Origin of the sequence: Thiomicrorhabdus sp., from assembly GCF_041583835.1 — a bacterium.
Classification (GTDB): Bacteria; Pseudomonadota; Gammaproteobacteria; order Thiomicrospirales; family Thiomicrospiraceae; genus Thiomicrorhabdus.
This window is the reverse complement of the sequence record NZ_JBFHFC010000006.1, coordinates 90818-104065: the sequence shown is the minus strand read 5'-3', so window position 1 is coordinate 104065 and position 13248 is coordinate 90818. Positions and strand designations below refer to the sequence as shown.

Sequence of the window (13248 nt, the reverse complement as noted above, 5' to 3'; positions counted from 1 at the left end):
AAGGAGCCGGCGGCTCCTTTTTTATTGGGTGAAACAAAGTTTGTTCAACGGTATTGTTACTTCGCTATTAAGCGTTGTTTGGCAGCTCGGAACTTTCTTGTGATTCTGTTTCGGTAGTTTCATTACTCTCGGCTGAATCCGTTTCCGTCGTTTCGTCTTCTGAAATGCCTAGATATTGATTTTTGAATGCGGCAAGTTGATCTTGAACCGCTTGATAGGTTAGGTCAATGGTACTTTCGGTGTCCTCTAAGACATTCATATCGCCTAAAATACCTTTCGCCTGTTCAAAGCCCTGCGTGATTCCACCGCCGATGACATCCAGGAATCGATTGATCAGTTCTTCACCTTCCAATTCGGGATGAGCCGCTTGAAACCCTGCTAAAAATGCCGTGCTGCCGTCCACAATTCGTTTTGCCGTGTTTTCCGGCGTCCAATATTCCATGCCGCCTTGAGCTTGTAGTGTCTGTTCGCTGATCGGAGCAAATTCGGTTTGTCCTAAATCGACGGATAAGATTTCATTGAGTTTATCAATGGCTTCTTGAAAGGTGATTTTTAAGGCATTGTTGGTTGCGTTTTCCGGTGTGCCAAAAAGGTGTTGAACCAAACTTGCTTGGCGTTCTTGGCGAAGAGTCGCTTGTGTTTGATGGGGTTGAGTCGCTTTTTCTGATGCTTGTTCAGGCAGGGCAGGTTGTCCTTGTACCCTTTTTCCTTGGTTGTCGTCATTGACCGATTCCGGCTTTTGATTGGTGATTTTTTGGTAGGCGTTAAGCGTTCCGTTGTTGAGAGTTTGGATAGCCATTTGAATTACCTCTTTCCGGTCATGTTACCCTGGTTTTCGGGTCGTTATTTTATTTTAACCTTTTAAATGTCCAGGTGCTGTTGTTTGCATTTGCACTCAATTAACGGGAGCGCACATTTCTCTATTGGAAATTGTTTAATTTTATTATTAAACCTTTAACGGCCGTCGATGTGTTTTCTTTAATGAAAAAAACGGTTTAAGTGACGGATAAGCCTAAGCAAAATGCTTTAAATTCTGCTATCATTCCCGTTTATTTTTAACCGTATGAGAAAGGTCTCAAAGAGATGGAATTAAACCCAGTTTATAGCCGAATGGACGACTATCAAGCGAGAACGGAATCGCTTAGGGGGTATCTTTGACTACGAAACCAAGTCCGAACGTTTAGTTGAGGTATTGCGAGAGCTTGAAGATCCAGGCGTTTGGAATAAGCCAGAACATGCTCAGGCGTTAGGTAAGGAAAAGTCACAATTAGAAAATGTGGTATCGACGATTGACGAGTTAGATTCGGGGTTGGAGTCTTGTAAGGAGTTGCTGGAACTGGCCGAAATGGAATCGGACGACGAAATGGTTGCCGAAGTGGTGGCCGAGCTGGATAGCTTGGGTGAAAAGCTGGAAAAGCTTGAGTTTCAGCGTATGTTCTCGGGTGAACTCGACGCCAACAATTGTTATGTCGAGATTCAGTCCGGTTCCGGCGGAACGGAAGCGCAGGACTGGGCGAATATGTTGCTTAGAATGTATTTGCGTTGGGCGGAAAGTCACGGCTTTAAAGCCGAGTTACTGGAAGTGACTGACGGCGATGTGGCCGGTATCAAGGGCGCGACCATTCATGTTCAGGGCGAATACGCTTACGGATGGTTAAGAACCGAAACCGGTGTTCATCGTCTGGTGCGAAAGTCACCGTTCGACTCCGGCAACCGCCGCCATACTTCGTTTTCTTCGGTGTTTATTTCACCGGAAATTGATGATAGTTTCGAGATCGACATCAATCCGGCCGATTTGCGTATCGATGTGTACCGAGCGAGTGGTGCGGGTGGACAGCACGTAAACCGAACGGAGTCTGCGGTGCGTATCACTCACCTTCCGACGAATACCGTGACTCAATGTCAGAGCGGGCGTTCTCAGCATCAAAACAAGGCTGAAGCAATGAAACAGTTGCGTGCTAAGTTATATGAGCTTGAAATGATGAGCCGTAATGCTGAGAAACAAGCCTTGGAAGATTCCAAGTCGGATATCGGTTGGGGTAGCCAGATTCGTTCCTACGTATTGGATTCGGGGCGTATTAAAGATTTACGTACCGGCGTTGAAACGGGAAATACATCTGCTGTATTGGACGGCGATCTAGATCAATTTATCGTCGCCAGCCTGAAAGCGGGCATTTAAACCGGAATATTGAAAATTAACCAGGCCTGGTCATTTAGGTGTTTGCATCTGCCAGGTTTAACCAAAAAGTTTGAAGAGAGTTATCTAATGTCAGAAACACAAAACAACGTGCCTGAAGTTGATGAAAACAAAATTATTGCCGAAAGACGCGCTAAGCTGAATGCTTTAAGAGAGATCGGTCACAGCTATCCGAATACTTTCCGTCGTGAAGACAGTTCGGCGGATTTGCAAGCAAAATACGGCGATATGTCCAAAGAAGACTTAGCCGCTGCCGAGCCTGTAAGAGTTAAAGTTGCCGGGCGTATGATGTTGCGTCGTATTATGGGTAAAGCCAGTTTCGCCACTTTGCAGGATCACGAGGGACGAATTCAGGTTTATGTTACCCGTGACGAATTACCGGAAGGCTTCTATAACGAGCAGTTCAAAAAATGGGATTTGGGCGATATCGTTGGTGCGGAAGGGTATTTGTTTAAAACTAATACCGGCGAACTATCGGTGCACGTAGAAAATATCGAGTTGATTACCAAGTCGATCCGTCCGTTGCCGGATAAGTTCCATGGCTTGCAGGACCAAGAAGTTAAGTATCGTCAACGTTACATCGATTTGATTGTGAACGAAGAGAGTCGTGAAACCTTTATGTTGCGTTCTAAAATCGTTCAGCACGTTCGCAACTTCTTGATCAATAAAGGCTTCATGGAAGTTGAAACGCCGATGATGCACGTGATTCCTGGCGGGGCGACTGCCAAGCCGTTTAACACTCACCATAATGCATTGGATATGCCGTTGTATTTGCGTATCGCACCGGAGCTTTATTTAAAACGTTTGGTTGTCGGTGGGTTTGAAAAAGTGTTCGAAATTAACCGTTCTTTCCGTAACGAAGGGCTTTCGACTCGCCACAATCCTGAATTCACTATGGTTGAGTTCTATGCGGCGTATACCGATTACCATCAATTGATGGATTACACTGAAGAGTTGTTGAAAGAATTGGCTGAATTGACCGTCGGTTCGACTCAGGTACCTTATCAAGGTCAGGTATTCGATTTCGGTAAGCCGTTCGAGCGTTTGACGATGAAAGATGCGATTTTGAAATACAACCCATCCGCTAAGGCGGAACAGTTGGATGATTTGGAATCGGCTCGTGAATTGGCTAAATCATTGAATGTGCATGTAGAAGAATCGTATGGTTTAGGTAAAATCATGACTGAAATCTTCGAAGAGACTGCGGAAGAGAAGTTGATGGATCCGACGTTCATTACTGAATATCCTGCCGAAGTTTCTCCATTGGCACGCCGTAACGATGAAAACCCGTTTATTACCGACCGTTTCGAATTATTTATCGGCGGACGCGAATTGGCGAACGGTTTCAACGAGTTGAACGACGCCGAAGATCAGGCCGAGCGTTTTAAAGCTCAGGTTGAAGCTAAGGATGCCGGTGACGATGAAGCGATGCATTACGACGAAGACTACATTACTGCGCTTGAACACGGTATGCCGCCGACAGCCGGTGAAGGGATCGGGATCGATCGTTTGGTGATGTTGTTTACCAACAAACCTTCGATTCGTGACGTATTGTTGTTCCCGCATATGCGACCAAATCAATAATCGGTTTGCATACGTTATAAAAAAACCCGCTTTAAGCGGGTTTTTTTATGGCTGAAGTACGGTTTTGATTTTCGATTTATTCGTCGTCGGTAATGCTGTATGGCAGAGGTTCGATTGTAGCCAGTTGACCGGATTCGCTCATTAAATTGCCTTCGACATTGCCGAGTGATTTCAGGGTTCCGACCGCTAGACAGCGTGTGCCGCCGAGAATGTCCGGATTGGAGTTGATGACTTCCAGATTGTGATTTTTTCCGGAATTGTCATGTAAGGTCAAGGTGTCGCCCGGTGCTAAATCGACGGTCTCTTCTAGACGTATGCGTAACATACGCTTGGTGACTTTGCCGCGGTAATGAATACGGGCGATGATTTCTTGTCCTGGAAAACAGCCTTTTTTGAAGTTGATCGCTTCCAATTTGTCCAGATTAAGGAATTGTGCGGTGAATGTACCGGCGTTGGCCGCCGTGATTTCAGGAATCCCGGCAGCAATATTTAACAAGTTCCAATCTTGGGTATTGGTTAAATCGCTGTTATCGCGTAATTTCAACCAAGCCTGTTTGATTTGCTCAACCGGTCCGAAAAGGTCGTATTTGTGGTATGGTCCCGGCACTTTTACGACAAAGACATCTTCCATGCCTTCAGCTTCTACGTGACCGGATTCATAGACCGCTTTTACTTTGGTTTCCAGGCGGCGTTGGATATCCAAGTCGCCGAATTCGCCACCGAAACCGATATGGATCAATTCTTGGCCGGCATTGGTGATCTGGACATCCGATCTCAATACAAACATGCTTAGTCGTTTCTGAATGGTTTCCTTTAGAGAGCCGTCGAAACTCAGATAAAAATCACCTTGATATTTGAAGATCAGGAATATTGCCAACACATTGCCTTTAGGATCGCAGTAAGACGATAGTTGAGCTTTATTGGCGCTGACATCGTTGATGTCGCTGGTTAATTGTCCTTGAAGAAAGGTGTTGGCGTCACTGCCGCTGACTTTTAATAGAGCTTGGTGGGCAAGACTGGTAACAACAGGACCGTGCTTGATTAAGTAGCGTTCAAGATCGGCGTGACCAAATGTTTTGATGGTTCCTTTCTCGGCGAATTGAGCCCCTTGTTCGACCATAAAGTTTTGCCAAACCGGATCAAGCAGTTCATTAGCAGACGTCATTTTTTATCCTCAATTTCAAATTTGCACAAATGATACCCTAGTCTCGACAAATCGCAAAATGCCGGGGTGGTTTGTAGGGCGGTAAGCATTTCATTGCAGTTTTAGGAAACAATTTGAAATTTTGACGTTGAGTGGGTAGTATTTTCAATTCACTTATAAGGCGTTATAGTCCATAATCCTTATTACTAATGTAAGTAATATGTACTGGTTTGCAGATCGAATTGGAGATCCATTGTGTCTGAATCGAAAAAAGAGTTTTTAACTTTCCGTTTGGGGCAGGAAGAATATGCGGTAGAGATTCTTCGTGTTCAAGAGATAAGAGGGTGGGAGAAACCGACTCCGTTACCGAATGTACCTCCTTTTGTAAAAGGAGTGGTCGATTTACGCGGAAGTGTGGTGCCAATTATCGATTTGAGGGAAAAATTCCGTTTGGATTCCAGTTATAACGCCACAACGGTCGTTGTTGTAGTCCATGTTTTCACCTCGTTGGGAGAGCGCGTCGTCGGTTTAGTAGTGGATGCAGTTTCCGACGTCCAACAGATCGATATGGCAAATTTACAGCCGGCACCGGATGTCGCGACTTCGGTCGAGAATCAGTTTATTTTAGGGCTGGGTACTCTGTTTAGCGATCAAGGGCAGAGCAACATGGCGGGAGAGTCTCAAGAGCGAGAGAAAAAGCCGAAAAGCAGTATGGTGATTCTGATCGATATCGATAAGTTGGCTTCGGAAGGGTTGATTGAACAAGTTATTAATCAGGACGATATGTCGGTCGGTAACGGCTGATAAAAGGCTGGATCGTATTCTAAGCTAACATTAAAAAGCAGGATTAAATCCTGCTTTTTTTATTCTGTTTTCGGGATCGGTAATTGCCGAATTCCCGAACAGTCAACTTAACGTTTTTTGTTTTTATGCTTTAGGATGGTCGGTTTGGATTTCTTTAGAGTGTAGGGATAATCTAAATTGTAGTGAAGTCCGCGGCTTTCTTTACGTTTCTGAGCGCTTTTTACCATTAGTTCCGCGACCAATGCCAAATTTCTGAGTTCCAATAAGTCGCTATGTACGGTGTGCTCGTGATAATACTCGTTGATCTCTTTTTGAAGATTGCGAATTCGTTGGCGGGCGCGTTTTAATCGTTTGTTGGTACGCACGATACCGACGTAATCCCACATGACGCGACGCAATTCGTCCCAGTCGTGAGCGACCAGTATTTTTTCTTTAGGATCGGTCACTTCGCTGCTATCCCAAGGGGTTGGCGCTTCATTGTTGTCGAAGCTATTGCAATAGGCTTGCTCTATACTCTGGGTTGCCATGTCTGCAAAAACCAAGCCCTCAACCAGCGAGTTGCTGGCAAGACGGTTTGCACCGTGCAATCCGGTATAGGCGGTTTCGCCGATGGCGTAAAGGCCGGGGAGGTCTGTTTCGCCGTGCAGGTTGGTTACTACGCCGCCGCACGTATAGTGGGCGGCCGGTACGACCGGGATTTGTTCGCGGCTGATGTCGATTCCCACCTTAAGACAACGTTCGTAGATGGTTGGAAAGTGCTCTTGAATGAAGTCGAGCGACTTATGCGTGATATCTAAATAGACGCAATCCAAACCGTGCTTTTTCATTTCCTGGTCAATGGCGCGGGCAACAATGTCTCTGGGCGCCAAATCCCTACGAGAATCATAGCTTTCCATAAATGCCGTTCCGTCAGGAAGGCGAAGGATGCCGCCTTCACCGCGCACGGCTTCGCTGATTAAAAACGAACGGTCTTGCGGGTGATATAAACAGGTCGGGTGAAACTGGTTAAATTCCATGTTGCCGATTGAACACCCTGCGCGCCAGGCCATCGCAATGCCGTCACCGGTTGAGGTGTCCGGGTTGCTGGTGTACAGGTAAGCTTTACTGGCACCGCCGGTTGCCAAAACGGTAAAGTCGGCCCAAATGTCGTAGACGGTATCGTCGGCTTTATTGAGTACGTAAGCACCGATGCAGCGGGTATTCTGCTTATTCAGAATCAAATCGATGGAGATGTGTTCCGGCAACAGGGTGATATTCGGATGACTTTCGACTTTATTGATTAGGGTTTCGCTGATCGAGTGTCCCGTATGGTCGGCTGCATGGATGACCCGGCGATGGCTATGGCCGCCTTCTTTCGTCAGATGGAACGGGTAAGTACACTGGTCGCCTTCGCATTTACTAAAGGGAACCCCGAGTTCGATGAGTTCTTTGATTGACTTTGCGGCATGAGTAGCGACCAATTCTACGGCTTCCGTGTCGCACAGGCCGGCACCGGCTTCTTTGGTGTCCTCGATGTGGGATTCGATGCTGTCAAACGGGTCGAGTACGGCGGCGATTCCGCCTTGCGCATAATTAGTGCTGCCTTCGGATAAGGAGGCCTTGGCCAATACCGTGACATGGTGTTTGTTAGCTAGTTTCAGGGCGATCGATAATCCGGCGATTCCGCTGCCGATGATTAAAATGTCTGTTTTTAAACTTTTTGAGTTGATCACTCGAATCCCTTTGTGGTGTTGTTGGTGGTTTAAGGGCCGACGTGTTTTTTTGACGTTGTTTGGCGAGAGCCCTTGAATCCATGCATAATGGGTAGCATATTATAGGGAAATACCGGGGTTAAGCGAATCTTTATAGTAGTTTACCATCCTCGAAATGCAAGGTTTTATAGGTTATGAGTGTTAATGAAGACAATTTATTAATCACACAAGGGCGTGTGGTTGCAGTTGAGGAACCGTTTGTGTTGATCGAAACCGCACAGCAAAGCGGTTGCGGAGGTTGCCAATCGGAATCCGGTTGCGGTACGGCGGCGTTGTCCAAGCTGTTTTCTTCGACCAGCAAAAAGCCTTTGAGGGTGTTGAATACGTTACAGGCCGAAGTAGGCGATCAGGTTGAGTTAAGTTTGGATGAGTCCAAGTTGGTCAAGTATTCGTTTATGGCTTATGGATTGCCGTTAGTCGGTTTGTTTCTGTTTGCAATTGTGTTTAAGGCATTGGGGCAGGCATGGTTTGGAATTGACGGGGAACAGGCGGACTTAGTGTCAATTTTAGGCGGCCTGTTCGGTCTGTTTTCAGGCTGGTTGTTTACGCGTCACTTCTATAAGCCGACACTCCCTGTGTTGGCAAAAATCTTAAAATAAGAACAATATCTCTCAAGTGTTTTTTAAGAGTTTTATGAGATTTTTTCTTGTACGATTAAATTTTCTTAGGTTTATGGATAAGGTAGGGAATATGAAAAAAGTTTATTTTTTAGCCTGGGTGATGACAGGTCTTCTGTTTATGGTTCAAGCACCCTATGCGATGTCGAGCAATGAACCGCAAGTTAAAGAGAACACGGTTGATAAGACGGCGCAATATTATGGATTGCCGGATTTCTCTCAATTAGCGGCGGATAATAGTCCGGTTGTCGTTAATATCAGCACCACTAAAAAAGTAAAGCAGGCAAGACCTCCGCAGTTCCAGGGAATGCCTGAAGACTTGTTGCGTTACTTCTTCGGAATTCCGGGTATGGGGCAAGGCGCTCCGGGCGGGGATAGACAGGAAGCGTTGCCGCAACAGATGCCGCAACAGGAAGTGCACTCTTTGGGTTCCGGTTTTATCATCAGTAAAGACGGATATATTTTGACTAACAACCACGTGGTCGACGGTGCGGATGACATTGTCGTACGTATGCGTGACCGTAAGGAGCTTAAAGCGAAGGTTATTGGAACCGATCCGAAAAGCGACGTCGCTTTATTGAAAATCGATGCGGATAATTTGCCGGTTGCAAAAATCGGTGCATCGAAAGATTTGAAGGTTGGGCAGTGGGTGCTTGCGATTGGTGAACCGTTCGGTTTGGATTATACGGTGACTCACGGTATTGTCAGCGCGATCGGACGTTCGTTGCCGGACGATACCTATGTACCGTTTATTCAGACCGATGTGTCCATTAACCCTGGTAACTCTGGCGGTCCGTTGTTTAATCTGAACGGAGAGGTTGTGGGAATCAACTCTCAGATATACAGCAAAAACGGCGGTTCCATGGGCTTGTCTTTCTCGATTCCGATCGATATCGCGATGAACGTAGCCGCGCAGTTGAAAGACAGCGGTAAGGTTGCGCGCGGTTTCTTGGGGGTTCAGGTTCAAGAAGTCACCAGCGATTTATCCAAGTCGTTCGGGATGGAAGTGCCGACGGGCGCGTTGGTTGGCGAGACCTATCCGGATACGCCTGCAGAACGTGCCGGTATTCGTGCGGGAGATATTATTCTGGAATTTAACGGCCAAAAAGTTAAGAAATCTGCAGACTTGCCGCCTTTGGTGGGCGTAGCCAAGATTGATACACCTATTAAAGTGTTGTTGTTGCGTCAAGGTAAAGAGGTAACGGTTACCGTTAAATTGACCGAACTTGATAAGGCCGAGCAAGTGGCTTCTGCGGATGGCGGTGCCTTCCAGGATGACCGTTTGGGTGCCGTGGTCGAAGCGTTGGAAAAAGACGAGCTTGAGGCTTTGAATATTCCATTCGGCGTCAAAGTACTTTCCGTCAGTGACGGTGCGGCCAGCAAGGCGGGAATTCGTCCGGGCGATATTATCGTCACCATCGATTTCCAACCGGTCAAGAATGTCGATTCTTTGCGCCAGATTCTAAAGCAGGCGCCTGCCGGCCGATCTTTACCGGTAAGAGTGGTGCGCAATAAACGCTCACTGTTTTTACCGTTGGTCGTCGGTAAATAAAGTCGGCGTTAAATGGAGATGAAAGGCTTGAAATCTATGTGATTTATCTCTGCGTAAAGGGCGAATTTATCGTAAAATACGCTACCATTAGATTTTGAACCGTATCCTCTCCACTTTTTAATCTGAATAGTACACAAAGTGAAGAGGAGAAAGGGGCTGCCAGCCCCTTTTTTTGTAGCATAAAATTCCTAAATACCGAGAATGGATTTAGAGGATAGCGCACCTTGTTTATTGTTGGAGCTTAAATGTCAGACGCCTTAAAATTGATTCGAAATTTTTCAATTATCGCTCATATCGATCATGGTAAATCGACCATTGCCGATCGCTTTATTCATTTGTGCGGTGGATTGACTGATCGGGAAATGTCCGCTCAGGTCTTGGATTCAATGGATATCGAACGCGAGCGCGGCATTACCATCAAGGCGCAGAGTGTAACGCTCAATTACAAAGCTAAAGACGGCAATACCTATCAGTTGAATTTCATCGATACGCCCGGCCACGTTGACTTCTCTTATGAAGTATCGCGTTCATTGGCCGCTTGTGAAGGGGCTTTGTTAGTCGTAGATGCTTCGCAAGGTGTTGAAGCTCAGACGGTCGCCAACTGTTATACCGCAATCGAACAAGGTCTGGAAGTGTTGGTGGTGCTGAATAAGATCGATTTGCCGGCAGCCGATCCGGAGAGAGTCATCGAAGAGGTTGAAGAGATTATCGGTATTGAAGCCGTCGATGCCGTGCGTGCCAGTGCGAAAGCGGGGATTGGGATCGAAGAGACGTTGGAAGAGATCGTCAGCAAAATTCCGCCACCGGAAGGTGATCCGGATGCCCCTTTAAAAGCGTTGATTATCGATTCTTGGTTCGATAACTATCTGGGGGTCGTCTCATTGGTTCGAGTCATTGACGGTAAGATCGGTAAGAAAACCAAAATGAAAGTAATGTCGACCAAAGAAGAATATTTGGTTGATGATGTTGGGATTTTTACACCTAAACGCACTTCCAAGCCGTTTTTGTCGGCCGGAGAAGTAGGGTATGTCATTTCGGGTATTAAGGATATCGACGGTGCACCGGTCGGTGATACTCTAGCGGATGCGGCAAGACCGGAAGTCGAGCCGTTACCGGGCTTCAAACCTGCACAACCACGCGTTTTTGCAGGATTGTTCCCGATCAGTTCCGAAGACTATGAAGATCTACGCGAAGCTTTACGTAAACTTCGATTGAACGACGCCGCGCTTCACTTTGAACCGGAAACTTCGGAAGCCTTAGGTTTCGGTTTCCGTTGTGGTTTCCTGGGCATGTTGCACATGGAGATCATCCAGGAGCGTTTGGAACGTGAGTATGATCTGGATCTGATCACGACGGCGCCGACGGTAGTTTATGAGTTGCTGACCAAGAAGGGTGAGACGCTTAAAATTGATAATCCGTCCGAACTGCCGGATCCGAGTATCATTGCAGAAATTCGAGAGCCGATTATTCAGGCGAATATCCTTGTACCGCAGGAGTATGTCGGTGCGGTGATGAAACTGTGTATTGAAAAACGCGGTGTGCAAAAGGATATGCAATATTCAGGTGGTCAGGTTTCCATTAACTACGAACTGCCGTTGAACGAAGTTGTCTTGGATTTCTTTGATCGTTTAAAATCCTGTAGCCGCGGTTACGCTTCGATGGATTATGAATTCAAACGCTTCCAGGCGGACGACCTGGTTAGAATGGACTTCTTGATTAACGGTGAGCCAGTGGACGCTTTAGCGGTTATCGTTCACCGTAACTTTGCCGTTCAACGCGGTAAGGTGATTATCGAGAAATTACGAGAAGTCATCCCGCGTCAAATGTTCGATGTGGCGATTCAAGCGGCGATTGGTGCTAAAATCATCGGGCGTACGAATGTTAAGGCATTGCGTAAAAATGTAACGGCGAAGTGTTACGGTGGGGACGTCTCGCGTAAGAAGAAATTATTACAAAAACAGAAAGAAGGTAAGAAGCGCATGAAGTCGATCGGTAGTGTTGAATTACCGCAAGAAGCGTTCTTGGCTATTCTGGATACAGGAGGGGAGTCCTAATGAGTTTTGAGTTGATTTTAGTCATCGTTACTGCGGTGACCGGTGTGATTGTTTATGTGGATCGACTCGTTTGGCGCCCTAAGCGTGAAGGTGCTTTGACGACGGAAAGAGAACCGTTGTTGATCGAGTATTCCCGTTCGTTGTTTCCAGTTTTTCTGGTGGTTTTGATTCTGCGTTCGTTTGTAATCGAGCCGTTTAGAATTCCGTCCGGTTCTATGTATCCGACACTGGAAATCGGTGATTTTATTGCGGTCAGCAAGTTCTCGTACGGGATTAAGTTGCCTGTTACCCAGACTAAAATCATTCCGATTGGCGAACCGCAACGTGGTGATGTGGTTGTTTTCAGTTACCCTAAAGATCCGGATGTCGATTACATCAAACGCATTATCGGTCTGCCGGGCGATAAGATTACTTATATCGAACGCACGGTGTTTGTAAACGGTAAGCCGATTGGTCAACAAACGGACGGTAAGTATCTAGGCAATGATTCCGGTGCAGTGATGAACGGTGCCAATATTGTGATTGAAACCATGGATAACGGTCATCATTATCAGGTATTGCACGATATGGATAAGGTCAGTCATGACATGGATACCATTACGGTTCCCGAAGGGCATTATTTCGTTATGGGCGATAATCGCGATCACAGTAACGACAGTCGTTTCTGGGGCTTTGTACCTGAGAAAAACTTAAAAGGTCGAGCGTTTGGTATTTGGATGAACTGGGACAACGGCATCCACCTGAATCGACTTGGGAAAGGGATTGAGTGATTATGAAAGATCAATCTGCTTCATTGAGTGTAGAGCGTCAGTCAAAACTTCAACAATTGTCAAAAAAACTGGGTTATCAATTCAATAACATCGAGTTTTTGCAAAACGCATTGACTCACCGTAGCGTGGGTGCGAAAAACAATGAACGTTTAGAGTTTTTGGGTGATAGCCTGGTTAACTTTATGATTGCGGATGTGTTATTCCATCAATTCACCAAGCTACCGGAAGGAGATATGAGCCGGGTTCGCGCGCACCTGGTGAAAGGTGATACGTTGGCGGTCATCGGTAAAGAATACGAGCTTAGCGATTATCTGGTATTGGGTCCCGGCGAATTGAAAAGTGGCGGTTTCCGTCGCAATTCGATTATTGCCGACAGTGTCGAAGCGATCATCGCCGCGGTTTATGAAGACGGCGGATTGGATGCTTGTCGCGAGTTGGTGAATCGTTTTTATGAAAAACGTCTTCAGGAGCTGGATCCGAGTAAGATCGGCAAGGACCCGAAAACGCGTTTGCAGGAGTGGTTGCAGTCAAGACAGGAACCGCTTCCCGAATACAGCATTATCAGCGTCAACGGTGCGGCACATGCACAAGATTTCACTGTGTCTTGTTATGTGGCCAAGTTAAATACCAAATTTGAAGCCACGGCATCCAGTCGTCGTAAAGCGGAACAAAAAGCGGCGGAAATCGCTTTGGAAGCGTTGGAAAATCAATAATTTTTACAGTAATCCTATTCAGTTCAAGACGTGAATTGCCTGCTTTTGTGACAGGTTTTTCA

11 protein-coding genes are annotated in these 13248 nt (G+C 46.4%); 8 read left to right on the top strand and 3 right to left on the bottom strand.

The window, feature by feature from the left end; genetic code table 11:
• Positions 1-67: 67 nt before the first annotated feature.
• On the bottom strand, positions 68-799 hold the full coding sequence (locus tag ABY044_RS05095) for a DUF5610 domain-containing protein (protein WP_373018833.1): 732 nt from the start codon (positions 797-799) through the stop codon (positions 68-70).
• A gap of 284 nt (positions 800-1083) precedes the next feature.
• On the opposite strand from ABY044_RS05095, the gene prfB reads away from it, so the two are divergent.
• Together prfB and lysS are read left to right on the top strand one after the other, a co-directional pair.
• Positions 1084-2179, top strand: a protein-coding gene (gene prfB, locus ABY044_RS05090) for a peptide chain release factor 2 (RefSeq protein WP_373018831.1) whose coding sequence is annotated in 2 segments (ribosomal slippage) — positions 1084-1155 and positions 1157-2179 — 1095 coding nt in all. Because the reading frame shifts where the segments join, the coding sequence is not laid out codon by codon here.
• 87 nt (positions 2180-2266) lie between these two features.
• Positions 2267-3781: a lysine--tRNA ligase gene (gene lysS / locus ABY044_RS05085; RefSeq protein ID WP_373018829.1), complete on the top strand. Its 1515-nt coding sequence runs from the start codon at positions 2267-2269 to the stop codon at positions 3779-3781.
• 76 nt (positions 3782-3857) lie between these two features.
• Here the strand turns inward: lysS and ABY044_RS05080 are convergent, their stop codons facing one another.
• A complete protein-coding gene (locus ABY044_RS05080) occupies positions 3858-4946 on the bottom strand; it encodes a folate-binding protein YgfZ (RefSeq protein ID WP_373018827.1) in 1089 nt (362 codons plus the stop codon).
• Between the two features lie 234 nt (positions 4947-5180).
• On the opposite strand from ABY044_RS05080, the gene ABY044_RS05075 reads away from it, so the two are divergent.
• Complete coding sequence (locus ABY044_RS05075) at positions 5181-5729, top strand: chemotaxis protein CheW (protein WP_373018825.1); 549 nt, start codon at positions 5181-5183, stop codon at positions 5727-5729.
• 107 nt (positions 5730-5836) lie between these two features.
• On the opposite strand, the gene nadB is transcribed toward ABY044_RS05075, so the two are convergent.
• On the bottom strand, positions 5837-7441 hold the full coding sequence (nadB, locus tag ABY044_RS05070; RefSeq protein ID WP_373018823.1) for an L-aspartate oxidase: 1605 nt from the start codon (positions 7439-7441) through the stop codon (positions 5837-5839).
• A gap of 173 nt (positions 7442-7614) precedes the next feature.
• Between nadB and ABY044_RS05065 the strand changes: the two genes are divergently transcribed.
• The 5 genes from ABY044_RS05065 (at position 7615) to rnc (ending at position 13186) form a co-directional block, all read left to right on the top strand.
• Entirely contained in the window at positions 7615-8079 is a 465-nt protein-coding gene (locus tag ABY044_RS05065) for a SoxR reducing system RseC family protein (RefSeq protein WP_373018821.1), read from the top strand.
• Between the two features lie 91 nt (positions 8080-8170).
• The gene (locus ABY044_RS05060; protein WP_373018819.1) at positions 8171-9649 is read left to right on the top strand and encodes a DegQ family serine endoprotease; all 1479 of its coding nucleotides are present in this window, start codon (positions 8171-8173) and stop codon (positions 9647-9649) included.
• 245 nt (positions 9650-9894) lie between these two features.
• On the top strand, positions 9895-11703 hold the full coding sequence (gene lepA / locus ABY044_RS05055) for a translation elongation factor 4 (RefSeq protein ID WP_373018817.1): 1809 nt from the start codon (positions 9895-9897) through the stop codon (positions 11701-11703).
• Positions 11703-12473, top strand: coding sequence for a signal peptidase I (lepB, locus tag ABY044_RS05050; RefSeq protein WP_373018815.1), 771 nt, complete (start codon positions 11703-11705; stop codon positions 12471-12473). Before lepA ends, lepB begins: the two co-directional genes overlap by 1 nt.
• A gap of 2 nt (positions 12474-12475) precedes the next feature.
• Positions 12476-13186, top strand: a complete 711-nt coding sequence (gene rnc / locus ABY044_RS05045) for a ribonuclease III (RefSeq protein ID WP_373018813.1) — start codon at positions 12476-12478, stop codon at positions 13184-13186.
• The last annotated feature ends 62 nt before the right edge of the window (positions 13187-13248 follow it).

Excerpts from the sequence above, each read along its gene's own strand:
- ABY044_RS05095 (WP_373018833.1), bottom strand. The coding sequence starts at position 799 with ATGGCTATCCAAACTCTCAACAACGGAACGCTTAACGCCTACCAAAAA.
- lysS (WP_373018829.1), top strand. The coding sequence starts at position 2,267 with ATGTCAGAAACACAAAACAACGTGCCTGAAGTTGATGAAAACAAAATT.
- ABY044_RS05080 (WP_373018827.1), bottom strand. The coding sequence starts at position 4,946 with ATGACGTCTGCTAATGAACTGCTTGATCCGGTTTGGCAAAACTTTATG.
- ABY044_RS05065 (WP_373018821.1), top strand. The coding sequence starts at position 7,615 with ATGAGTGTTAATGAAGACAATTTATTAATCACACAAGGGCGTGTGGTT.
- ABY044_RS05060 (WP_373018819.1), top strand. The coding sequence starts at position 8,171 with ATGAAAAAAGTTTATTTTTTAGCCTGGGTGATGACAGGTCTTCTGTTT.
- lepA (WP_373018817.1), top strand. The coding sequence starts at position 9,895 with ATGTCAGACGCCTTAAAATTGATTCGAAATTTTTCAATTATCGCTCAT.
- lepB (WP_373018815.1), top strand. The coding sequence starts at position 11,703 with ATGAGTTTTGAGTTGATTTTAGTCATCGTTACTGCGGTGACCGGTGTG.
- rnc (WP_373018813.1), top strand. The coding sequence starts at position 12,476 with ATGAAAGATCAATCTGCTTCATTGAGTGTAGAGCGTCAGTCAAAACTT.